Annotated in this window: 23 protein-coding genes; 13 read left to right on the forward strand and 10 right to left on the reverse strand. The window is 43.8% G+C overall.

Annotation, left to right across the window (positions count from 1 at the left end; translation table 11 throughout):
* Positions 1–10 precede the first annotated feature (10 nt).
* The 11 genes from LZG71_RS08150 to LZG71_RS08200 all read left to right on the forward strand — a co-directional run bounded on the left by LZG71_RS08150 (position 11) and on the right by LZG71_RS08200 (position 13,966).
* Positions 11–1,342 carry a RagB/SusD family nutrient uptake outer membrane protein gene (locus LZG71_RS08150; protein WP_233818869.1) on the forward strand — a complete coding sequence of 444 codons (1,332 nt, stop codon included), beginning with the start codon at positions 11–13 and terminating at the stop codon, positions 1,340–1,342.
* Between the two features lie 12 nt (positions 1,343–1,354).
* On the forward strand, positions 1,355–2,734 hold the full coding sequence (locus LZG71_RS08155) for a DoxX family protein (protein ID WP_233818872.1): 1,380 nt from the start codon (positions 1,355–1,357) through the stop codon (positions 2,732–2,734).
* 33 nt (positions 2,735–2,767) lie between these two features.
* Entirely contained in the window at positions 2,768–4,453 is a 1,686-nt protein-coding gene (locus LZG71_RS08160) for a hypothetical protein (protein ID WP_233818874.1), read from the forward strand.
* Entirely contained in the window at positions 4,446–5,048 is a 603-nt protein-coding gene (locus LZG71_RS08165) for a c-type cytochrome (protein ID WP_233818876.1), read from the forward strand. The genes LZG71_RS08160 and LZG71_RS08165 overlap by 8 nt, the downstream gene beginning before the upstream one ends.
* Before the next feature lie 12 nt (positions 5,049–5,060).
* Positions 5,061–6,284 (forward strand): sulfite dehydrogenase, encoded by a 1,224-nt coding sequence (soxC, locus tag LZG71_RS08170; protein ID WP_233818878.1) that lies wholly within the window; start codon positions 5,061–5,063, stop codon positions 6,282–6,284.
* Between the two features lie 477 nt (positions 6,285–6,761).
* Positions 6,762–7,640, forward strand: coding sequence for a DUF1684 domain-containing protein (locus LZG71_RS08175; RefSeq protein ID WP_233818880.1), 879 nt, complete (start codon positions 6,762–6,764; stop codon positions 7,638–7,640).
* 102 nt (positions 7,641–7,742) lie between these two features.
* A complete protein-coding gene (locus LZG71_RS08180; protein ID WP_233818882.1) occupies positions 7,743–9,473 on the forward strand; it encodes a hypothetical protein in 1,731 nt (576 codons plus the stop codon).
* 126 nt (positions 9,474–9,599) lie between these two features.
* Complete coding sequence (locus LZG71_RS08185; protein ID WP_233818884.1) at positions 9,600–11,027, forward strand: NAD(P)/FAD-dependent oxidoreductase; 1,428 nt, start codon at positions 9,600–9,602, stop codon at positions 11,025–11,027.
* Positions 11,028–11,165: 138 nt separating this feature from the next.
* Positions 11,166–11,993 (forward strand): SDR family oxidoreductase, encoded by an 828-nt coding sequence (locus tag LZG71_RS08190; RefSeq protein ID WP_233818886.1) that lies wholly within the window; start codon positions 11,166–11,168, stop codon positions 11,991–11,993.
* Between the two features lie 493 nt (positions 11,994–12,486).
* Positions 12,487–13,317, forward strand: coding sequence for a sterol desaturase family protein (locus tag LZG71_RS08195; RefSeq protein ID WP_233818888.1), 831 nt, complete (start codon positions 12,487–12,489; stop codon positions 13,315–13,317).
* 28 nt (positions 13,318–13,345) lie between these two features.
* The gene (locus LZG71_RS08200) at positions 13,346–13,966 is read left to right on the forward strand and encodes a DUF6134 family protein (protein ID WP_233818890.1); all 621 of its coding nucleotides are present in this window, start codon (positions 13,346–13,348) and stop codon (positions 13,964–13,966) included.
* Positions 13,967–14,346: 380 nt separating this feature from the next.
* On the opposite strand, the gene LZG71_RS08205 is transcribed toward LZG71_RS08200, so the two are convergent.
* The 5 genes from LZG71_RS08205 to LZG71_RS08225 all read right to left on the reverse strand — a co-directional run bounded on the left by LZG71_RS08205 (position 14,347) and on the right by LZG71_RS08225 (position 17,506).
* On the reverse strand, positions 14,347–14,988 hold the full coding sequence (locus LZG71_RS08205) for a DUF2461 domain-containing protein (protein WP_233818892.1): 642 nt from the start codon (positions 14,986–14,988) through the stop codon (positions 14,347–14,349).
* 5 nt (positions 14,989–14,993) lie between these two features.
* Positions 14,994–15,362, reverse strand: a complete 369-nt coding sequence (locus LZG71_RS08210) for a VOC family protein (protein ID WP_233818894.1) — start codon at positions 15,360–15,362, stop codon at positions 14,994–14,996.
* A gap of 70 nt (positions 15,363–15,432) precedes the next feature.
* Positions 15,433–16,248, reverse strand: coding sequence for a helix-turn-helix domain-containing protein (locus LZG71_RS08215; protein ID WP_233818896.1), 816 nt, complete (start codon positions 16,246–16,248; stop codon positions 15,433–15,435).
* A 152-nt stretch (positions 16,249–16,400) separates the two neighbouring features.
* Positions 16,401–16,961: a hypothetical protein gene (locus tag LZG71_RS08220; protein WP_233818898.1), complete on the reverse strand. Its 561-nt coding sequence runs from the start codon at positions 16,959–16,961 to the stop codon at positions 16,401–16,403.
* 65 nt (positions 16,962–17,026) lie between these two features.
* Positions 17,027–17,506 carry a hypothetical protein gene (locus LZG71_RS08225; protein ID WP_233818900.1) on the reverse strand — a complete coding sequence of 160 codons (480 nt, stop codon included), beginning with the start codon at positions 17,504–17,506 and terminating at the stop codon, positions 17,027–17,029.
* Positions 17,507–17,823: 317 nt separating this feature from the next.
* Here LZG71_RS08225 and LZG71_RS08230 point away from each other — a divergent pair, with 317 nt between their 5' ends.
* Both LZG71_RS08230 and LZG71_RS08235 read left to right on the forward strand, forming a co-directional pair.
* Complete coding sequence (locus LZG71_RS08230) at positions 17,824–18,417, forward strand: hypothetical protein (RefSeq protein ID WP_233818902.1); 594 nt, start codon at positions 17,824–17,826, stop codon at positions 18,415–18,417.
* Between the two features lie 87 nt (positions 18,418–18,504).
* Positions 18,505–18,702, forward strand: a complete 198-nt coding sequence (locus tag LZG71_RS08235; protein WP_233818904.1) for a hypothetical protein — start codon at positions 18,505–18,507, stop codon at positions 18,700–18,702.
* A gap of 128 nt (positions 18,703–18,830) precedes the next feature.
* Here LZG71_RS08235 and LZG71_RS08240 read toward each other — a convergent pair whose 3' ends face one another.
* From LZG71_RS08240 to LZG71_RS08260, 5 genes are all read right to left on the reverse strand, one after another.
* Complete coding sequence (locus tag LZG71_RS08240; protein ID WP_233818906.1) at positions 18,831–19,577, reverse strand: OmpA family protein; 747 nt, start codon at positions 19,575–19,577, stop codon at positions 18,831–18,833.
* A gap of 311 nt (positions 19,578–19,888) precedes the next feature.
* Entirely contained in the window at positions 19,889–20,293 is a 405-nt protein-coding gene (rnk, locus tag LZG71_RS08245; RefSeq protein WP_233818908.1) for a nucleoside diphosphate kinase regulator, read from the reverse strand.
* A 625-nt stretch (positions 20,294–20,918) separates the two neighbouring features.
* Positions 20,919–21,734 (reverse strand): universal stress protein, encoded by an 816-nt coding sequence (locus tag LZG71_RS08250; RefSeq protein WP_233818910.1) that lies wholly within the window; start codon positions 21,732–21,734, stop codon positions 20,919–20,921.
* 179 nt (positions 21,735–21,913) lie between these two features.
* Positions 21,914–22,759 (reverse strand): endonuclease/exonuclease/phosphatase family protein, encoded by an 846-nt coding sequence (locus LZG71_RS08255; RefSeq protein WP_233818912.1) that lies wholly within the window; start codon positions 22,757–22,759, stop codon positions 21,914–21,916.
* Positions 22,756–24,405, reverse strand: coding sequence for a RagB/SusD family nutrient uptake outer membrane protein (locus tag LZG71_RS08260; RefSeq protein ID WP_233818914.1), 1,650 nt, complete (start codon positions 24,403–24,405; stop codon positions 22,756–22,758). The genes LZG71_RS08255 and LZG71_RS08260 overlap by 4 nt, the downstream gene beginning before the upstream one ends.
* Positions 24,406–24,408 lie beyond the last annotated feature (3 nt).

A 24,408-nucleotide genomic window follows, 5' to 3' on the forward strand; every position in this document is an offset into this window, starting at 1 on the left:
TCGAATCCATATGAAAGCATTTAAATATATTCTTGCCACCTCACTCATATTTTCGCTGGGCTCATGTGGGAATTTCCTGGAAGTGGAACCACGCGCATCCATCTCCGACCAGCAGACCATTATTGACAAGGTGTCGTCTGAAACCGCCATCCGCGGAGCCTATGATTCATTCCGTAGCTATTACAGTGTCAATCTGCAATCAATAGGATATTTGTCGGGAGACAACATTCAGTGGACAGGCTCACAATCGCAGGTTCAGGAGTTTATCAATCACAGTGTAAACGCGGAGAACGCTACAATCTCAGGTGTCTGGAACGGGATATACACCACGCTCAATCGCATTAATCACGTAATTGACAAGGTGCCTGCTGTAAGTGATCCTTTGCTTACAGATGCGTTGCGGAACCAGATTGTGGGTGAAGCCTATTTCCTGAGAGCACTTGGTTATTTCGATCTTGCCCGCATTTGGGGTGGTGTGCCAATCATTACCAAACCAACACTTTCCCCGCAGGACAATCGTGGTATTGCAAGAGCTACGCAGGCCGAAGTATATTCACAGGTAATTGCTGACCTGGAACTTGCCGAGCCATTGTTGCCGGCTACAACAGATCGTTTCAGGGCAACACGCAAGACGGTCTGGGCTTTGAAAGCAAGGTATTATTTGTACCAAAAAAATTACGCAAAAGCGGAGGAATATGCAGACAAAGTGATTGCCGATGCAAGCTATAAACTGGTAAAACCTTACAACGCTTTTTTTGCAAATGATGCGCGTGGTACGGAAGAGTCGGTTTTTGAAATCTTTTACAGTATCAACGAAACCAACAGCCACCGAGGACAATGGCAGCCTCAGCAAAATGGCGGTACCAGACAATGGGCGCCAAATGACGCATTTGTGGCACTTGTGAATGACCCGGCAATTGGGGGAACCAGAAACACATTGGTGGCAAAGGATAATCAGAACAGGTGGTATGGCAATCTGTATTACAGAAGTCCGGCAACGGATCCAACTTTTGTGATTCGTATTGCTGAGCTGTATCTGATCCGTGCAGAAGCACGTGCCAGTCTGGACAAACCAGCTGGTGCCATAGCCGATCTGGATGCCGTTCGTGAGCGGGCCGGACTTGCTAAAACGACTGCTTCAACCAAAGCGGATATTTTATTGGCTATTGAAAACGAACGCAGAATTGAATTTGCACTGGAACCGCACCGCTGGTTTGACCTGGTACGTACGGAGAGAGCGGCAGCTGTTCTGAACGTGAACGACCCAAACAAACTGTTGCTTCCGATTCCTGCCGAGCAGCTTTTGACAGACAAAGCATTGAAACAAAATCCAGGCTACTAAACATCACAACACATGTCAACCACAGCCACATATCAGGAGCCTCGTTCTGCGCAGAGTAGCGCTTTGCCAACCGAGAACGGTGAATGGAATGCGTTAGAAAAAAATGCTTTCCGCATAGCCTTTATCTACTTTGTAATTCAGTCGGTTCCGCTCGACTGGAAGTATTACCGTACGGTTTTTTCCATTAACTGGCTCAATCCGGCATATGGCGATATCTTCGAACTGGCGCGTTATTCACCTCGTTTTTTCAGCGGACCCGAGACGTTTGCCAACTGGCTTGTGGTGCTGGTCATTGCGGTCGCTGGTGGGATAATTTGGTCGATCCGGGATAAAAAGAGCCGGGAATACAACGAACTCTACTACTGGCTGCGCGTCATTGTGCGTTACCGGCTGGCTGTGGGACTTCTCGCTTACGGATTCATTAAACTGTTTCCTTTGCAGGCTCCGCTGCCTTCCATCAGCAATCTCAATACAGCTTACGGAGATTTGAACGCCTGGAAATTGTTCGCACTCAGCCTCGGCGTGGTGCCCGACTATCAGTCGTTTCTAGGCGCCATTGAAATCCTGGGCGGACTTTTACTTCTGCACAGAAGAACGGCTACCATTGGCACACTGATCATTATTCCTTTCACAGGCAACGTGTTTATTTCAAATCTGGCTTACGAAGGCGGAGAATACATTTACAGTTTTTATCTGATCGTACTGGCGCTTTTCCTGTTCGCTTTCGATGCCCCAAGGTTGTTTAAGTTGCTATCTCTGGAACAGCCTACAAAGCCTAACCGATTCAATCCGGAATTTGGCAAACAGTGGCACAAATACGGAAGAATTGCTTTGAAAACAGCATTCATTTTCTTCTTCGTGGTGTTGTATGGTGCCAAAACCTATGCGGGCTACAAAACGTATCCGTATCAATATCCGCAGAAGCCGGGACTCGCCGGTGCAGCTGGAATTTACAATGTGAAAGAATTCAAAATCAACAATACTATTCTTCCTTATTCCGCTCTGGATCCTGTTCGCTGGAAAGATGTTGTTTTTGAAAACTGGGCCACCTTGAGCATCCGTTCATCAGCCCCGACTGTAATTGATTCAACCAATGTGGAGGTCATTCATAAGGAGGATAAGGACAGGAATTTTGAAGAAGCGGGGTCTGGCGGCAGAAGTTACTATTCGTACGAATCAAACGAGGCAAACGGTACATTGAGCCTTACAAATAAGGTTATTCCATCGGATAAATTGACGCTACACATCAGCCGTCCCGACTCTTCAACGATCATCCTTTCCGGGGTGGACAGCAAGCGCGATTCCATTCATGTTGTGTTGGACAAGATCAATAAAAAATACCTCTATCAGGAGGTGAAAAGGGTTGGTCGCAGAGGTGAGTTCAAGCTTTAATAGTTTCATGGTACTGATTTAATCTTCAAGAATATGCCAACTACAAACATCAATGAGGGATCAGGGCTGCTGGTGGAGCCTATATTTACAAAACAAGCTGATGCCCCGAAAACAACATCTTCGGGACCGGTTTGGTCGGATTTTGAGAAAATAAGTTTCAGGATCGCCTTTATATTCTTTATCAGCATGTCGCTGCCCAACAGCGCAGGCTGGTACAAAGACCTTGTCGCACTTGACTGGGCACATCTGCATTACCGCGATCTGTATGACGTGGCACGTTTCGGTTCGGGTCTTGACTGGTTCGGTCGCACCATTTTTGGGAGCCCACTGAATGGCTACGCAACCTGGATCATCACCTTTGCGGTTTCGGTTGTGGGCGGACTGATCTGGACAGCAATTGCAAAACTTAAAAAACCGGAAACGCTGCAATACAATATTCTCTATTACTGGCTGCGTGTGGTGGTAAGATACCGGGCAGGTATTGGTATCATTGGTTTCGGTTTTACAAAATTGCTTCCAACCCAAATGCCATATCCGTCTCTGGGGTTGCTGAACACCAATTTTGGAGATTTTACCCTTCAAAAAATATACTGGCTTTCCATCGGTATTGTACCCTGGTATCAGGTTTTTGCAGGAGTGGTAGAATTGGCCGCAGGTATATTGTTGTTTTTCCGGTCAACTACTACGCTGGGTGCAATCCTGCTTTTAGGTGCGCTGGGTGATATTGTATATGTCAATTTTGCCTATGATGGCGGGGTGCATACTTACAGCTCGTACTTCGTTTTGCTGGCTGCTTTCATTCTGGTAAAAGATATTCCCAAGCTTTACAATTTGCTGATCCTTGAAAAATTCACAATCCCTGTAAATCACTATCCGGTGTTTTCACAGAAGTGGCAGCAATACACCCGTTATGCCTTGAAAGGTGGTGTAATCGCCCTTTTTGTTTTCTTTTTGTTTTATCTGCAATACATCAATTTCAAATTTGATCCTTACAAACAACCGGCAACTGCGGGTATCAAAGCTTTAAGAGGGAATTATGAAGTTGCAGAATTCAAAATAAACAATCAGGAAATACCTTATTCTCCAACCGACTCCGTTCGCTGGCAATGGGCTACTTTCGAAAACTGGACAACGCTGACTTACAAAGTCAACAAACCTCAGCCGCTGGATTTATCCAACGGCGGCGGCTCACCGATGCGGGATGTGGAAAGAACTTTCGAGCTCACAGGTACCGCAGGAGGGCAAAAAGTATTTCACTATCTGGCTGATACAATTCAAAATGTATTGTACCTGAGAGACAAATACAACCGGTCGGGTTATCGGGATGGAATAGGAGCAGGTGCACAGGGGCAAAGCGAGGGAGCTGGTCAGCAGGATACCGCCGTGCGTGGAGTGAAGGGCAAAGGGCAGGGGGAGAGGAATGAGCAGGGAGGCCAAGGGGATAACTGGATCAGTAAGGCAGCTTTGATCAATATTGGAGATGAAAATAAAATGCTTGATCCGAGAGGAGCTTCCACACGCCGTGACCGCGAATTTGCAGCCAAACCTAGAAAAGACAAGCGTAATAAAATGATTCTGAACTACAATACGACCGATGGTTCAAGAGTAGTGTTGAGCGGAATTAATGAGAATAAAGATTCGATTTATGTGGTATTAAACCGTGTAGAAAGACCTTATGTATTATCAAAAAGCACCCTGAATGCAGGTAAATATGATTAAAAAGTTGTCTGTGATAACGGTGTTATTTGTGTCTCTTGCCAGCTATCGGAGCTATACCGATGGCTGGCAAGAGCGTGTATCGGAAGGTTTGGTAGCAAAGCCAGACACATTAGAATGGCCCAAAAGTTTCGGTTTCGGAAGGCCGGCAACAGAAAAGGAAATTGCTGCCATCGATATCGACATCAGGCCGGATGGAAAAGGTTTGCCTGCCGGACAAGGAAACGCGGTAACTGGTAAAGCAATTTATGCCGCCAAGTGTAGTGCATGCCATGGCGCAACGGGTATTGAAGGGCCCAATGACCGGCTCGTTGTAGGAGATACTTCCTCGGTGAAAAGCCGCCGGGTGAAGGCAATCGGAAACTATTGGCCTTATGCTACCACCGTTTTTGACTATGTACGCAGGGCTATGCCTTTTAACGAACCTGGCTCACTGACCGATGAAGAGGTATATAGCCTGACCGCCTATCTGCTTCATGCCAATGGGCTGATTGATTCAAAAAAGGTTCTGAATGCAAAAACGTTGCCACAGGTAGATATGCCTGCAAAAAAATATTATGTACCCGATGACCGGGAGGATGGTCCGGTCATACGTTAGTTTACAATTTCAATGATGGAAATTCAAAAAGATAATAAGTTCAGCAGGAGAAAGTTACTGGGCGGGGCTGCCACTGCTGCGGTAGTGCTGGTGCAAACAGCTTCGGGCAAGGCGTTTCAGGCCGGAATGACACATAAAGAGATTGAAGATACAACCAAAATTCAGGGTGTATTACCAGGAACGCTTGGCACACGATCTGATTTTGAAAAACCGGTTAAAGCACCGTCGCCGACATCTTCCCGCACGCCGTTGCAGGATCTTTACGGAACCATTACGCCATCCGATTTGCATTACGAGCGTCATCACGGAGGAGTTCCGGCTATTGATCCGTCGAAGTATGAATTGGTTATTCACGGTATGGTGGATAAGCCCATGGTGTTTACACTGGCGGATCTGAAACGGTTTCCATCGGTTTCCCGCATTGCTTTTCTGGAATGTTCGGGCAATTACCGTGGTGCAAATGACGGTAAAATTAGGCCCCAGGATATTTGCGGACTCACAAGCCAGAGCGAATGGACGGGCGTTGCCTTATCTACACTTTTCAGGGAAGTGGGTGTGAGCAGCAAAGCAACCTGGTTTTTGGCCGAGGGAGGAGATGCTGCCGTGATGACCCGAAGCGTACCGATGACCAAAGGCTGGAAAGATGCAATCATTGCATACGCACAGAACGGTGAGGCGGTACGTCCTGAGCAGGGCTACCCGGCCAGACTGTTTTTGCCAGGATGGGAGGGCAATACCAGCGTGAAATGGATCAGAAGGATAGAAGTTTCCGACCAGCCATACATGACGCGTGAAGAAACTTCTAAATACACCGAGTCGGTGGGACCTGCCAAAATACGGCAGTTCAGTTTTACCATGGATACGCGATCGATCATTACCTATCCTTCCTATCCGGCCAGTGTAGAAAAAGGCTGGATCGAAATTCGGGGTATCGCATGGAGCGGTCGTGGAAAAATTGTACGTGTTGAAGTGAGTACGAATGCAGGAAAAAGCTGGCAACTGGCCGCTTTGCAGGATCCGGTGCTGGACAAATCGATAACCGCGTTCCGTTATCTGTGGAACTGGGACGGCGAGCCAACCGAAATCATGAGCCGGGCGATAGACGAAACCGGTTACGTACAGCCATTTTTAAAACAATTGCTGGAAGCACGAGGGGGAAATATGGGTTACCATTTTAACCCCGTAACGGCGTGGTATCTTCAAAAAGATGGAAAGGTATTGTTTAAGGCGACGTGAGGAAGGGAGGAGTTAGGGGAGTTAATTAAGAATTAAGAATGAACCGGGGTCGCGGGCGACAATGAAGAATGACCGTCATAAGTCGTCCCATGGGGACGTTTTGTCGACGGTCCGCCGTGCGGTAGAAAACCGTTAAGGTTTGATTTCCGGGCGTTCCGTAGGAACGCTTTGTAAGAAATCCGACAATTATGAATGTGCCGCCATCATTAACAATCAACACTTCTGGTGTCAGTCGTCCCATGGGAACGCTTTGTGAGAAATGCGACAATTGAGAATGCGTCGACATCATTAACAATTAATACTTAACCACGAACCGTTAAAAAATAGAACCTATCAAATGATTCCTTTAATTATATCTGGATAATTAATTTGAAAGGATAATCTACATAAACTCTATAAACTTTATATACTAATTATTGTTATTTTTGCGCTATCGAACTTTTAGACAGATCAACGCTATTCAAAACATTACATAACATGAAAAAACAATTCAGTTTTCCGGCCTTACTTTTACTTGGTGTCATCCTGTTTGCTTTCCGGGCAGACACGGCTTATGAAAACGAAATTAAGGAGTGGCATAAAAAAAGGGTAGAAGGTCTTAAAGCCGAAAACGGCTGGCTCAATCTCGTGGGCTTGCTGTGGCTGGAAGAGGGTGAAAATACATTTGGAGGAAGTAGTGATAACGATATTATTTTCCCAAAAGACAAAAGCAATGCGACGTTGGGGAAAATCATTTTAAAAGATGGAAAAGTGACCGTGGTTGCGGACAAAAACGCTGCCATTTTTCAGGATGAAACACCGGTAGAAAATCTGGAAATTTTTCCTTCCGAAAAACCAGTAGTGCTAAAACATAAAACACTCCGCTGGTTTATCATCAAACGGGGCGATAAATATGCTGTTCGTCTGCGTGACCTAGATGCTCAGCAACTAAAAGATTTCAAAGGCATTGACGCCTATCCGATTCAAGAAAACTGGAAAGTAAAAGCGAAATTTGAGCCAACCACTGGAAAGAAAATCGCGATCACTGATGTTACCGGGCGTACGGATGATCAGGATTCTCCGGGAACATTGGTTTTTAACGTAAAAGGAAAGGAATACCGACTGGACGCAGTAGGTTCGGAAAAGAGTTTGTTCATCATTTTTGCTGATGAAACCAACAAAAAACATACTTACGGATCAGGACGTTTCTTGTACGCCTCCGGCCCGGACAAAGATGGTTACACCTATCTTGATTTCAACAAAGCTACCAATCCTCCCTGCGCGTTTTCACCTTATGCAACCTGCCCTTTGCCTCCTAAGCAAAATAAGCTGGCCGTTGCCATCACAGCAGGAGAAAAGAGATTTGGAGATCACTGATCTTCACTGCGCAGCATTTATTTCAACCAGTAAGTCCTTGTTTTAATAAAGGCTTACTGGTTCACTTTATTCAGTTATGATATATTGAAGTTCCTTCACTTTATGCGGTTACTTTTTGTTTTACTATGTTTAATATCAACGCTGGCACAGGCGCAGCGTTTACGTCAGACCGATCACCAGAATCATGATCCCGAAGGTCGCAATAGCAGCGGAGGAGATAGCCACGATCACAATCACCTGGAACACATACTCGAATATCGTAAGGAAACGGTGTTTGTACACAACCTTCCTGCACCAAAAACATTACCGGGAATAGGAGCGTCTACTTTTAAAATAAATACTTCATCGCCCGTTACGCAAAAATACTTTGATCAGGGAATTGCGTTGCTGCATTGTTTCTGGGATTTCGAGGCATTTCGTGCTTTTAAAGAAGCCATCAAAAATGATTCAACCGCCATCATGCCCTATTACGGGCTATACAGCGCAGTTGGAGCCATTGAAGGAAACGAGTTCGCCGCTGATAAAAAACTGGCTGTTCGAAAATTGAAACAACTGAAAGAAAAGGCCGGCGAACATGAGAAGTTGTACGCAGAAGCAATCCTGCAAAGAGATTCCGGCGGCGATGCCGGTAAGAAAAATTACCAGAAACAGCTTGAAATAATAGTGCACAAATATCCCGACGACATTGATGCAAAACTGTTTCTTGCCCTGAGTAAAATGGGTGGCTACGACGTGGCGTTGAATCCGAGAGAAGGACAGATTTATTCCGAATATTTACTTCGTGATATTTTAAAGAAAAACTCCGAAAATGCCGCTGCGCATCATTACTGGATACATTTGATGGAAAATTGCTGCCCCGAGCAAGCATTGGAAAGTGCAGCCAAGTTACCCAAACTGGCACCTTCATCCAGTCACATGGTGCACATGCCTGGTCATGTTTATTACAAATTGGGTGAGTACAAAAAGGCTTATGACGCTTTCAAGGCTTCCGTTGCCGTGGATAGTATTTACATGAAAGAGCAGGGCATTCCTGAGGTGGACACCTGGAACTACATACACAATCTGAATTATTTACTGGCAAACAGTGCCGAAGATGGCCGCTACGGAACCGCTTTGTATTATGCAGGAAAGTTGGAAAAAATGCCGGCTTCCAAAGAGCGGAAGCAAAAATATGAAGGCCGCTTTTTCTATCAGGGAATAATCGCTCCGGCTAAAATGGAGATCTGTTTTGGTTTTTATAAAAAAGCTGCTGATCGCTTGAAGGCAATCAATAATAAGGATACGTTATACAGCGGCAAAGCAATGGCTTACAGAGATGCGCTGGTGTTTTTTGCTTCTGGTATGGATGCGGTGAAAAACGGAAAACTGGAAGAAGCGAGAAAAAATTCTGATGCTCTGGATGCTTATTTATGGCGAAACAGCAATCAGAAAGAGGAAAGTGACGTGATTGCGGGCAGGAGGATCAGTGACCTGAATGTGGGTTCGCTTGAACTGCAAGGCAACATAAAAGCACTTGAAAATAATTACAAAGAGGCCATTGACTTACTTGAAGCGGCGAAGAAAAAAGAGGACGACATGGGTTATAGTGAACCGCCATCGTACGCCCGTCCGGTTTTGATCAGTCTGGGAGAAATTCATCTGAAAGCCAAAGAATATGAAAAGGCCGATAAAGCATACAGCCAACTATTAAAAAGACACCCTAACAGCGCCAATGCACTTTGGGGTTTGTACAAGGTTTACAAGCAAAAAGGGGATAAAACAAAAGCACAGGAATACGCAAAAAAACTTCACGAAGTAGCACAATATGGAGACGAAAGCCTGTTTCCTTTGTAATTGGTGCAAATGTGAAATAAATAGCGAGTAATTTAGAAAACTCTGTGACTCTCATTTTAACTCCCTGAATCTCTGTGTAACCTTTTTATGGCACAGACTCGGGGATAATTATTAAAAAAACAAAGCGTGGCAAACCAGGAATATGATGCGATTGTGGTGGGATCTGGACCTAACGGACTGGCTGCGGCTATTACGTTGAGGCAGGCTGGACTTGCGGTTCTGTTGATTGAAGGGAAAGATGAGATTGGAGGTGGTATGCGGTCGAAGGAGCTTACCTTGCCCGGATACATTCACGATGTATGTTCAGCGGTGCATCCAATGGTTACCATGTCTCCGTTTTTCAGCGCCCTTCCGCTGCGGGAACACGGTCTCGAACTGATCAATCCAACACTGGCAGCAGTGCATCCTTTCGACGACGGAACGGCTGGTGTACTGCACCATTCGCTTAATGAAACTGCCAATGGTTTAGGTATTGATAAAGAAAATTACTTGAGACTGATGCAGTCCACCGTGCGCGATCTGCCCAAATTACTTCCTGATTTGCTCGGTCCGTTTCCTTTCCCGAGCCACCCTTTGGAACTCGCAGGTTTTGGACTAAAAGCGCTTACTTCTGCCAGCTGGATGGCGGGTCGGTTTGATACCAAACAGGCAAAAGGATTATGGGCAGGCATGGCCGCTCATGCTATTCAGCCTTTGACAAATCTGAGCACTTCTGCTATCGGCATGATGCTGATGGCAGCAGCGCATGTAGGCAACTGGCCGATTCCCAAAGGTGGTTCGCAATCGATTGCTGATGCACTGGTTTCTTATTTTCTGGAAATTGGTGGGAAAATCCAGACCGGATTTCATGTTAAATCTCTGAAAGAACTTCCGCCCTCAAAAGCCGTATTGCTGGACGTAACGCCAAGACAATTGCTGGAAATAGGAGGGGATAACCTGAGTTCTTCGTATCGTAAAAGGCTGGAAAAGTACCGTTACGGAATGGGCGTTTTTAAAGTGGACTGGGCATTAAGCGAGCCTATTCCTTTCAAAAACGAAGATTGCCGAAAGGCTGGAACGGTGCATCTGGGTAATACTTATGAAGAAATCCTGACTTCCGAACAGCAAACTTCCGAAGGAAAACATCAGGAAAAACCATTTGTATTACTGGCTCAGCCAAGCCTTTTCGACGATTCGCGTGCTCCCGCTGGCAAACACACCGCTTGGGCGTATTGTCACGTTCCCAACGGTTCGCAAGAGGATCAAACCAATGCTATCGAAAATCAGATCGAACGTTTTGCTCCCGGATTCAAGGACACAATTCTGAAAAGAAATACGCTGAATGCCATGCAAATGGAAGCATATAATCCAAACTACATCGGCGGTGATATCAACGGTGGGATTCAGGATATCTGGCAGTTATACAGTCGCCCGGTGCTGAGCTGGTCACCGTACCGGACCTCTGCAAAAGGTTTGTATATCTGCTCGTCATCAACTCCTCCTGGTGGCGGTGTACATGGCATGTGCGGCTATCATGCGGCGAAGAGGGCTTTGAAAGATGTTTTTGGGGAATGAAATGTGAGAAGTGAGAAGAGAAAAGTATACAGTAGGAAGTAAACATTGAAATAGGGAAGAAGCAGGATGTTGTAGCATGATGTCCTGTTTTTTACATATCAGTTATTTGACTTTGATTACATTCAGTTCAATATTTCTATGAACAAAATCGCACTTGTTACCGGGCCAACTTCCGGGATTGGTTATGTGACGTCACTCGAACTGGCCCGCAAAGGATTTGATCTTATATTGGTTGCCCGTAATGCCGATAAATGTAAAAAGTTGCAGGCGGAAATTGGCGATCTTGTGAAAACACATGTGGTTCAGTGCGATTTGTCAGAGATAAAATCGGTACGAAAAGCAGTAGAAGAAATCAGGCAGCGGTATACCAAGATTGATGTATTGATCAATAATGCCGGACTTATTCTGGATGAAAAACAGTTTTCAGCAGATGGCATTGAGCTTACTTTCGCAACCAATCACATTGGTCCGTTTGTGCTCACAACTGGATTGTTGGAACTGTTGAAAGCTGCCGGAAATGCCCGGGTCGTGAACGTGAGTTCTACTGCCCACCATTTTGCATTTTTTGGAATTAACAAACTTGTCAATCCTAAAATCTACCATGACCTGGTGGTTTACGGTCGTTCCAAGCTGGCGAATATTCTTTTTTCCAACGAGCTTTCCGAGCGTCTGCGACTTTTCGGAGTGACCTCCAATGCGATTCATCCGGGAACCGTAGCCAGTAACTTTGCCGGAAATGGAAACGGCGTTACTACATTTTTTATGAAACTGTTCAGAAGCTTTTTCAAAACCACCGAACAAGGTGCTGCAACGAGTATTTACGTAGCCACCGCTCCCTGGCTCGAAGGCGTTACGGGCAAATACTTTGTCGATTCCAAACCCGCGCGTACTTCTTTTACCGCCCGAAATAAGGAATTAGGCAAAGCATTATGGAAACTGAGTGAGGATTTGGTGAAAGCAGCGTGATTGCGGCGGGAGTGAGAAGTGAAAAGTAAAAAGTCAGAAGTAAAAAGTGAGATGAGTGGACGTACTTGAATTTGGCATAGCTTTCCCAAGCCCCAAGCCCTTCTCTTGTTGTACGATACCCAATTTTTTTATCTCAGAGTTGCATTAGTAAAATCTATTAACTTACTTTGTCTATATGTTTAATAGACTAATGAAGCTTTCGTCCACCCGTAGCTGATTGTTAATCCAAACGTCATTTCTATGAAAGCGGTAATTCTACATTTTTCCTCTGTTTCAGAAACCAACTCCTGTGGTGACGGGTCGTTAGTTTGCCGTTGTTGTTGCTGATCGCTTCACATCTCAAAAAATCATATTTCCCACGGGCAGGTGCTTGTAACCTGTGAAGGTTCGACATTTAATCATTTTTATTGACTTCTCTGTCAGGGATTTGCAGGCAGATTGTGTTCGCTCCAACCGTGTCCTGGATTATTTTTCAATGTCAAAATCTTTCATTATGAAATTCACCGATAGTACCATATACTACGAGATTCTTATTCTTTTTTTCGTCATCAGTACGGCAGAGTTTTTTACAGGATTATATAAAAGTGACAAGTGGTCAAAGAATGAATGGTATATCAATTTCGCCGGTCTATTCCTGTCCAGCACCATCACAAGGCCTATCAGTTTCCTTCTTTCTGCTTATGTGCTCAATTATTTCTTCCCGGATTATTACAATGCATTCATCGACGTGCCAATTTGGGCTGGTATAATTATCACCTGCCTGCTCGAAGATTTTACGCAATATTGGTGGCATAGGGCTGCACATACCTACACATGGTTGTGGAAAGCGCACCGGGTTCACCACACCGCTCCGGAAATGAGTGTGTTCCTCACGGGTAGAAATTCCTGGATCTATCTACTGCTTTTTCCATCACGTATAGTTTCTACCGTTCTTATCTTTCTGGGTTTTGGACAAGCTTTTCTAATCGGGTATTTCTTCAAAGCCATCATAGGAATTTCGGCGCATTCGAGCATTCGTTGGGACAAACCATTGTATGCAATCAAATGGCTCCACCCGGTAATGTGGGTTGTAGAACGTACCATTTCTACTCCGGCAACGCATCACGCACATCATGCAGCAACGGACGCGGACGGTATTGGCGTGATCAACGGTAATTATGGCAACATGTTCTTTATCTGGGATATGCTTTTTGGAACTGCCAAAATTACACGTGAGTTTTCTGAGCACATCGGCTTGGAAGATTACCACGAAGAACCCTGGTACGTACAGCTTGGTTATCCGATTTTCAAGTCAAAAGACGAGCGGAGCGAGCTCTCGAAATAATTTTGGGTGAAATTTAAAACAAGGTATTATGAAATGGTTTATTGTATTTCAGCTCCTGTCAGGGATATTTGTTCCGCCAGGTATACATGCTCAGACGGTCCATTACGACGTGAAAGTTGGGGGACGCACAATTGGTTCTGTCAAAGTGCTTCATTTTGAGGGCAAGACAGGAGCTGAAAAGCGCAGAATTGAAGCTGATTTTAGCGTGCCGTTCTACTCTGGTAGTTTTTACAGCGAGAATCAGTTTCACAACGGCGCCCTGAAATCATCCCTTACCGAACATCGTGTCAACGGAAAACAAAAAGAAAAAACGGCGACTTTCAGCACTATACCACAACGTTATCAGATTGATTTTTCTACCAACAGCCCAAAAACCGAAAAGTCCAGAGACCTTGCTCAGAGCATAAGCCATACCATTACCAGCCTTTATTATGAAGAGCCGCTGGGTTTGAAAGCGGTGTATTCCGAGCGCTATGGTCAAATGTGCATCCTGGAAAAAGCTGGCGCCGAACGTTACCGCATCAGTCTGCCTAATGGTAAACAAAGCCTGTACATATACCGCAGCGGAATATGCGAGGAAGTAGAAACCGAACTGGCCGGAGTGAAAATTCGCATTGTCAGGAAGGATACGAGATTGGCGGCGATGTAGTTTTAGGAAGTTTAAATAGTTTTGCAGTTTTTAGTTAACAGGAAACAGTGTGGTTGTATTTTCAATATCAAAGGATTGGAGCTATTGTTTGTCGAAATAGAACCAGTATTGTGAAGTATGGTTTTGCCACAAAAGCAACAAATAGGAATTTGAATGATGGAGTATAACAAGGTTCGTGTCTTTGAGTCTTAGTGAATTTGTGGCAAAAAAAGTGAAACAGGATTAAGTACGAAGCCAGGCAAATACTGATGAATTGTAATTCAAAAAAAATGCCAAGAATACACGAGTGTTCACAAATTAAAATGAAAAAAATCTGTGCTAATCCGTGCATCCATGGCAAAAAATCACTTTGTGTCCCAGTGGCAAAAGTCATTAAACGCTCATAAAAAAACCGCATTCAGAAAATCATTCAGCGGTTTCAGTGACTTGTAGATTTCGGCAAATCTTTTCAACGCATTTTCTTCCAAAAGCTCCTGGTCAGATACAGGATGAACCGCCACGAAATGTTTCAGTTTCAGGTATTCTGCCACTGGATCTTCTTTTTCAAAACCCGTGGGAACACGTTTTAATTTACCTTCATCACTGAGATCTCCGAAATAATGGCGGAAGGATTTTTCATCCAAAATCTTTTGAAATGCTTCGGCATTGCCGGAAATTTCTTTGCGCAGTTCTTTCAACTTATCGCTTTCAAGCATGTAGATTCCTCCTGCCAGAAATGACTTTCCGGGCTGAATGTGCAGATAGTATCCGGCATTTTCATAACTCATATTCGCGCCAAAATTGAGCTTGTAGGGATCTTTGTTGTGAGAAAATCGGGTATCTCGATATATCCTGAAAAGGGATTTTTTAACATCTACATTTCCTATCCCGGCATCGAATTGGGCTACTTCTAATATCAGCTTTTCAACAAATGAAGCTACCTGTTCGCGTGCTTCGGTATAGCGGTTTTTGTGCCGGTTAAACCATTCGGCGTTGTTATTGCTTTCTAACTCTTTCAGAAAGTTTAGTACGGAACTATTCATCTCTCTCAGTTTATAGAATGAACGGCCATTTTATTTCCTTCGGTGTCGATGAACATACCGATGTAACCCACTTCCGGGCTGATATAGGTTTTCGGAACAACAACTTTTCCATTGTTGCCTTCCACTCTGTCCAATACGCTCTGTAAGTCTTCGCCACCATTGAGGTAAACCACAACTCCGTCGCTGGATGATTTATAATTTTCACCCTGCACAATCGCTCCGGATACATTTTTCCCATTTGTTGGCAAAAAGCCCATTTTCGTGCCAAACATATCCGTTTCCTGAATCTCCAAACTCAGAATGGCTTTGTAAAAAGATACCGCTCTGTTAAAATCAGTAGCAGGTATATCAAAAAAAGTGATCAGATTTTCCATTATTTTAATTTACGTTATACCGCAAAGTTGCAATGGGCTGGAAAGGTAAAATTGTAAAAATGCGACAAGGTCATTCAACGGCGTCAAAAATCAGCGACATCTTCAAAAGGTCTCCATAAAACTCTTTCGGTGTAATGCCGGTAAACTCTTTGAAATCCTTGATAAAGTGCGCCTGGTCATAATATTCGCCTTCGTAGGCCAAGCCTGTGAGGCTCGTCACTTTTTGTGTCAGTAACGTTTTCAGTGTGGCTTGCAGTCGTATTGTTTTAGAAAGCTGTTTAGGACTGAGTCCAACGGTCGCCGAAAATTTACGTTCCAGTTGTCTGCGATTGGTATTTGTTTTGCGGGAAAGTTCATCCACTGTAAGCTGCCCGTTTGCAGTCAGAATTGTTTCAATGGTTGATTTTACAATGAAGTCAGCGGTGTTTTTATCAGCCAAACGGTTGAACAAAAATGTTTCGATCAGGTCTATTCTTTCCTGAGTAGTGCCGGCGTATAAAATCTTCTCTGCTATTTCCTGTCCATCTGAACCAAACAGCTTGTCCAGCGGAACGGCTGTATTTTCCATTTCTTTAATGGGCATGGTAGCAAATGGTAAAAATCCATTGGGATGAAAACAAACAAAGAAAGTGCCCGTTTCTCCTGCCGGTTCTACCTCATAGTGGCGCGTCAGCTGACCAATCACAAAACACCTCGGAAGCGTAGTGCAATCTCCGTTTTCGCTGTAATGTCTATACACATCGCCATAGTGAAAAATCATTTTCATACAGCCATCAGGAACGATGGCGTTTCTTCGAGGTGTCTTCTCCTTCGGGCTTTCCAAAGTCCAGTAACATTTGACAAGAGCTGTTAAGTCCTGATGTGGCGCAAATGTTTGTGGGATCATTGGGGTCGATGTTAGAGGATTGTAATTATCACAGAAATATATGGGTGTATTTATGTGGGGTAGTCCAACCAAGTTCGTCAGCTAGTGATTGAATGAAAATTTAATTCTTAAATACCTGACTTGTTATATGCTCAGCGCCGCTAAATTCATCTTCATCGTCCTATTGTTCTGTGTCGCCAAACTGCAATCACGTTTGTGTCTGCGTGATGCTCCGCTGGATTATTTATCAGCAGTTGTTTTTTTATCGAATACGCATTTTCGAAGTCGTCAATAAGGCCATACTTGTTTATCTCTTTTGGTGAAAACGTTTCGTCGAAACCTCCACAATTAGTCAACGCACTAATACCAAAGTCTTGATCTAACAATTCGTAGCCAACAAACACAAAATTTTCAATATGTATGTTTTTGCAATCTTGGTCAGGCTCAATAGTAACAGCCAGGAAATTAAATCTGTTTTTGGTTTTTAGCTTTCTAAGCACATACTCCTCTGTGGTGAAGAAACCTGTTTGATATTGTCCAACAACGTGAATGAAGTCCCAATCCTCGGCATTGTCATAGTCGGATTCAACTAAAATTTCGTTTAACATCCCATCAAGCGAAACAAGTTCTGTTAAATGTGTCAGTTTGGACCACTCGATATAGCCGCCCCAAGACATTCCTTCTCCGTTGTAAGTGTTGTCATATTTCCCTCTTGCAGTATATAGGAATGTCATCTGATTTGCCGTTGTGTAGCCTCTGATATGTAAACATATGTTAGCTTAAGATTTTCGTTACTGCTTCACCCCATCCCCGACATTGCCCCCGACATAGAGGCTATGAAATAATTTGAAGCATAAATACCAAGCAAAACCAGCAAGATGTTATCCGGTTTTTTGTCGTAAGTAATGTCGTAATTATAATCAAACTTGCTCCAATTAAATTTCGGATCGAATTGTACCAGTCTCTCCTGGTTGGTGTTTTCAAGTATAAATTTGGTCTGAAACATACCTTTTGCTTTCAGCACAAAATCCTGACCGTTTTGAAAAGACAAAACAATATTTCCATGCCAATTCATTTTTAAATTTGCAATCTCCGTTCCGTCCTTTGCAACGGTGATAGTTGTTCCTAAGAAACCAACTGGTTCGATCTTGTAAGATTCCGAATCGTTTAATCTGATTCCGGCCTTGAGGGAAAATACGCTTTCATAAATCAGTTCGCCTAGTAACTGCCCGTTGTCATTTAGTTGCAAACTTTTCTTGTCTGTTGATTTAGCTTCCATTTTTTATTTGTTTGAAGTGTATGAATTTTTCCTAAGGATTTGCCAGTAAGTTGGTCACTACAATTCTAGTGATTTGAATAGAATATTCCTAAAATTGTTTTTTTGTAATATTGATCACAAAATCAGAGCTTTATCGTCACGCAGCCTTCCTGATGAGGTAGCAAGGGGGCATCAGAATTTATATTGAAAAAGAGAACAATGGCGAAGTTTGAGAAGTAACAGGGAGATTACATTCCACAAGCAAGTAGTTCTCATAATTTGTTTATTTGGTAGATAGAATTCGTAACTTTCTCTTTTCATGTTTACCATTGTAACGGATGAGACGAATTATTCATGCACTTGCTCTAATACTAATTCCATGGGTAAGTAGCTGCGATGTTGAGAGGAAAAAAGACGACAGCTTGATTGTCAATATGGATAGCCGTGCCAAGGTTGATTCGAGCGTGTTTGTTGTACTACCCTACAAAAATCAGCGATGGATCTTTGAAAATGCAAGTTCCACCGATTTGAATCATAGGGATCTTTTGTTAATTGAAGCCGCTCTCCGGAATAGCGTTAATTTATTTAACCAACAGGAAGAAAAGCGCTTCTATGAGGTTAGCAGGAAAAATCCTGACATAGATTTCGATAAGTGGAACTTCTTGATTGACTTGTCACGATATAAAAGGCAATACATTGCGGTTGCTACAAACAAAGGTGATAAAGAAGTTTGGATTTACTGCCTCTCTGATAACGCAATTGAAAATATGAAACGTATGAATGTGTTGAAAGACTGGGACTGGCGAAAAAGTTATATGCAATTTAATGATGGCGGGAATAATTTTTTCACTGTAAGGATAAATTTAACTAGTGGGAAACTTTACTACTTCATGACAAACGGAAGTGAAACTATTAATAGCTACTCAAAATGAACAAAATGAAACCATGCCAATGCTCAAACTGCTCGCGGTCTCCGGGAACTCTCCTAAAAATTCATTTACAAAGGACTTCAATGTTGCTTGGCTAACAGAAATGTGGGTACTCTTGCCGAAATGGTTAGTAATGATTTCACTTGGGAGATAATCGGAGTAAAAACGATAACAGGGAAGGATGAGTTTTTAAAAGCGGTGGAAGTAGCAAAGTCAGACGAGATAGCTCACTTCACTTTGGAAACGGCTATTGGTCATGGTAAAAATGCTTCTGCAAATGGAACTTGAGTATTCAGATCAGGAAAAGTAGAAGCCTAGGCTGATATTTACCAGTTCTCGTCGGGAAAAGGGAATCTTATAAGCATTAACAGATCTTATGGCATCAATATTTCCATGTCCGATCATCCATAAATCGGTTAGTACCCTTGTGCTATCCGCACTTCCACGCGCCTGTTGAATTTACGATTTCTTTCGGTGTCGTTGGGGGCTACCGGTTTTGTACAGCCAAACGCCCTGCTTTTGATCCGGTTGGGTGACACGCTGTTGGCAAGCAAATATTGCCTGATCACACTGGCCCGATCTACGGAAAGCATCATGTTTTTATCTTCATCACCTACATTATCGGTATGTCCGGCGAGTTCAATTTTGAAGTATTCATTTCTTCTTAAAAATTCCAGAAGCAGTTCCAGTTCCTGCTTCGACCGGTTAGCCATATCGGTATTGCTTTGGCTGAAATAGAGTATTGAAGTGATTTCATCCTGTAAAATTGGCTTGGTATACTCATCACGTGCATTTGCCAGCCGGTCGCGCTCATCCGCTTTGGGTGTCAGGTAAAAAACCTCTGTTCCATTAAAATCATTTGCGACGATGGATGCGTTCAGCGGCTCGTAACCAGGTGCGTATATGGAAAAAGTTGTGGTGTCTTTGGCCGCAATTTTATATCTGTAAGCCTGGTCTTCAAAAATTGGCGCGATCTGATTATCCGGATTCTGGCTCGTGATGAGGATTTTAGCATCAACCGGTTTGAAAGTTTCTTTATCCAAAACGCGGACAATCACTCTGGAAACTAGAACATTTGGTTTTTTTTTGACAGCTTCATCCTGGCACAGTGCAGCAGAAACGGTGATCAAAGTGAAAATAATGGCGTATATGATCGTTTTCATAACATCTCATATTTAACTAGTTTCCAACTAAAACCCGACTTGATATAAAGAATACTAATATATAAAAATTGATTGATTTGATTAAATTATTTTTACTTTGAAAATATCAGATATACCAGTTAAGGTATTTAAAAGTCTGCTGAGAAAATAAAATTGCGATGACACATTAACAAAATAGGATATTAAAACAAAGTGCCGTAGATACGCAATACTGCGGAACCACGGCACTGACTTAGATCCGTACTTTAATTTACTTACTAGCAAGCTCTGCCGATCAGCGGCGTTAACCATTGATAACTAACAACTAACCATTAATTACTCACTTCCAAAATCTCGAAATGCTTGATCCCGGCTGGCATTTTCCACTGCACTTTTTCACCTTTGCAAAGACCTATTAAAGCGGCGCCCATTGGTGTAAGTACGGAAATTTTTTTATCGGAAATATTGGCCATTGCTGGCATTACAATGGAAAATTCCATGTCCTTGTTGCTGCTGAGTTCTCTTACTTTTACCTGGGAATTGAGGCGTACACAACCTTCGGGCAGCTCATCTTCTTCCACAACGGTGGCCCGGTTGAGTTCATAGGAAAGCGTCATTTCATTTTCTTTCCCATGCCCGGGAAATTGTTCTGCGAATTGTTTCAACATGCGGAAATCATCTTCTGATAATATTACCGGTGTTTTTTGACTTGCCATGATCTTGTTTATGCTTTGCATTTTTAATTTATAATTGGACAAATAGGCGGCTGTTAAGCGCGCGGCCTCAGCCAGGGAATTCAGAGAATTCCTGAGCGGATTGGAGATAAATAGCATTAGAGCCGATTGGAAATATCCAACCTGCCATTGTTTTATCTTAAATCTGATGTGTTGGCCGATAATCCCCGAATCCTGAAAGTCAGTATAGGTTCGGGGCTAAAGTATTGAAGTCCTTAAAATTTGAAATGTAGTACAGCTTTGAGCAAAAGCTTGTTGAGGATGCAAGGCATGAGGCAAAGGGGCTCCTCACTACCGATGAAATTCTCCGGGAGAGGGATTTAACTGCTGAATATGTAGCTGTCGTGTTTGCCATTGTTGCTAATATACCATCAAAATTTGTATTCAGGAAAATTTGATGGAGCTAATTGGGAAATGAGGTGCAGGTTTGTGGTAAAATGTGAGAACCGGGCCGCCGGGCGGTGAAATGTGAAAAGATTTTCAAAATTTAATTCCCAAAGGTTGTAGTCATTGCATCATTACAAATTGTGATTTGGATATTGAAATCCTATTAACAGCCTGTAAGACAGATTTTTGTCCTGGTCAATTGTCAACAGGCAATACACACGAAACCATTCTTAACTAAACGCTACTTTTCTCCACTTTCCATTGCGCAGGTCCAGGTGAGTACATTTGCGTAATTGCTAATGTCTGCTGCGATGCTGCTTACGTACATGTTGCCTGGATTACGATTTCCGTGTGTTCCCATGGCAATCATATCGGCATTAATTTCCCTGGTAAACTGAATGATACCGTCTTTCTCCACCGCATTATGCGCAACATGCACGTTGTAATGGCGAAGGCCGTGAAGTTCCGCATATTGTTTCAGTTTTTGCAGCCCGGCCTGGTTATCGCGTCTGGGATTAGTGTTTACAAAAAGCAAATGTAACCTCGCGTCGAAAAGTGTTTGTAACTTCTGAATTTCCTGAATCAAAAGCTTCTCTTCGGGTTGCATGCCACATGGGAACACAATGTTCCGGATCTTGGAAACGGAGGTGTTGTTTTTTACTGCAAACACCGGTACAGGAGAGGTACGTACAATTTTACCGATGTTCGAACCCATAAAAGCTTCGCTCCATCCACGCGATCCCGACGTACCCATTACTACGAGATCAATATTTTGCTCTTCAATAAAATTAAGCAGGGTCGGCGTGATTTTGCCGGTTCTGATATGGTGCTCAACAAGCAGGTTGTCTGTGTTGAATTTGGAAATGAACTCAGGGAATTTTTCTTCTGCCTGTGCAAAGCTCAACTGTGGGGCAGACTGGTTTTGTGCGGTTTCAGGATCGCTCAAAACGGTGCATACAAAGACACTACCTTCATTTTTTTCTGCTATTTCAATCGCAAATTGTATCGCTTGCTCCGCATGGACCGAAAAATTACATGGTACTAATATTTTTCTCATAACGTATAGAGGATGTTTTGGTAAAGATAGTCAGGAAAAGACCGCGATCCCGGGTTTACAGTTGTAAGTGTGACCGGGTTGAAGCGAGGCTGGAATGTACCGTTTTCACAACCTGCTGAAATACAAAGAGGAGCCAACCTGTTACCCGGCCGGCTCCTCTGCAAAGAAGTTGAAAACAATTATTTTACTTTTAACTTAACCACCACAGGAAGATGATCAGAAGCATATTTTTCATCAATTACCCTTGTCGAAATACTGCTGATCGCGCTCCCAGGTCTGAACATAATGAAATCAATAACACGGTTAGGATTCTCCACCGGAATCGTCGGCATGCAGTCATGTTTGCAACTTCTGGTAAAATGCTGGTCGAGATAGCCAATCACCTGGCTGTCTGGTTTTGCATTAAAATCACCACCGATAATGAGCGGGTAGGCTGCGTTGGCGAAATGTTTCACGATCAATTCCGCCTGCGTTTTCCTGTTTTGTTCTTTCAGATCGAGATGGGTGCTGGCAAACATTACCTTTTGACCTTTCGATATTTCGGCTGTTACAGCGGCGATCGTTCTTATTTCTCCGCCAATTGTGTTGTCAATCGGGAGAATGTGCTGGACAGAATCCAGAATGGGAAACCTTGACAAAACTGCCACGCCGTAATCTCCGCCCTGGTGGTCAATGGCTTTGGCAAAAAAGAAATTCATACCAGTAAGTTCAGCGAGCTGCCGTGCCTGATTTTTACCTTTTCCAGAGCGCTCTGTATTCACATCCACTTCCTGCAAAGCAACAAAATCGGGCTTTTCCTTATTGATGACGGCAGCAATGGCCTCCACGTCAATTTTATCTCCTGCCGAAGGGGGATTGCAGTGATGAATGTTGTAGCTCATCACTTTCAGGTTCGGTTTATCCTTTGCTGGTGGGTCAATGACCACTTCTTTTTCGGGGCTTCCTGCACAGGCAGAGAAAGCAGCAAAAACGGCAGCGTAAAAAAACAGTTTTTTAATCATCAGTTCAATTGGTTTAGCGTTCATTCCCAGCCAGGATTCTGACCCAGAGCCGGATTACGTTCGATCTGCACCAGCGGAACAGGCCACAGATAATGTTTTTCAGCAAAGTTGCGTCCGGTGAATGCGACAATATATCCTTGTGCATCGGTACGAATGTTTGCCACATCGGCTGGTACTTTGGCCCATTCTTTCTTCATCCCTTTCACATCTTGCGCCAGTATGGCTCCCTGTTTCCAGCGCTTGATATCGAAATACCGTTGTCCTTCGAGCGCGAGTTCAACCCGGCGCTCACGGCGAATTTCGTCACGGATATTCATATTGTTTGTAGCAAGGTCTGTCAATATCATCGGCTTCATGCCAACCCGGTTGCGCAGTAAATTTATGGAAATATCCAGATCCGCCTGCATCAGGGTTCCCTGTTCCATTTTAGCTTCTGCGTATGTTAGCAGGACTTCCGCATAACGCAGCACATGAATGTCATTCGCGTCTCTGCTTACCTGTGCAACGGTGGTAGGTTCCACATATTTGGTGAAATAATAACCTGTTATCGTTACAGATCCCCGCCTGTCGGAGCGGAACTTAGGTGCTGTAAAAATAGCCGGATTCGTGTTTTCGGGGTTCCCGTCGTACCGGCCTCCCCATGCAGCGTTAGGAGCAAATATGGTCTGGGTCATGCGGGGATCACGGTTTGTAAACACATCCTGGTAGCTGGTTTCCTTGTAAAGCGGCGATTTTTCAATCGGTAAGCCATCTTTGCAAAGGTAGCTGTCCACCAAAGATCTCGTCGGATTGAAACGGGCATTCTGATCCGGCACCTGGATCTCTCGGCTCAGATTGTGCATGTTAAGGTCTTCCAGATGGGTACGGGCGATGATGGTTTCCTTGTTATTTCCACGGGATAATTTCCCTGCATAGGTAAAGTAATTATTGTAGCTCGTTGCCGGATTCCCATTTGAGAACAATTGATATACGTTCAGGTCCATTACATCTTTGGCTGCTTTTTCGGCCACATCATATTTTCCGAAATATAGCGCTACCCGTGCTTTTAATCCCAGTGCGGCTCCCTTTCTCAATCTGCCGAGATCTTTTCCGGCAGCAATTTCTTTGGGGAGCACCGCAGCTGCCGCGTCCAGTTCTGCCAGGATAAAATCCACTACCTGAGCCGATGGCGTACGTGGTTCATACAGTTCATCAATGTTGAGGGGCTTGGTTACCAGCGGGACATCACCCCAGAATAATACCAGATAGCTGTACATATAGGCGCGGATCACGCGTACTTCCGCTGCTAGAATTTCCTTGCGGGCTTCTACCGGAACAACTGCTTTCTGATAGTTTTCCAAAAAGGTATTGCACTGGCGAATTCCGGCATACATATTCCGCCATTCGGTGTTGAACATACCGAGGTCTACATTGAAATTCCCGCTTCCGATAAGCTGGAAGTCTGTGGTGGAGGGCCACAGCGTGTTGTCGCCCATGTTTTCCATGTCCACAGTATTTTTTGCTTTGATGTTCGCATAGCAGCCGTTCGCCGCCAGTGTGAGCTGTTCTTCTGTATTCCAGAACGTTTCATCTGCGATTTCGTCCAATGGCAGTCGGTTCAGATAATCTTCATTACAGCCGGTTGCTATAAATGCAAGAATCGTAAACAGGTATATGACTCTATTTTTCATGAT

Origin of the sequence: Dyadobacter sp. CY312 (genome assembly GCF_021390535.1) — a bacterium.
GTDB lineage: Bacteria > Bacteroidota > Bacteroidia > Cytophagales > Spirosomataceae > Dyadobacter.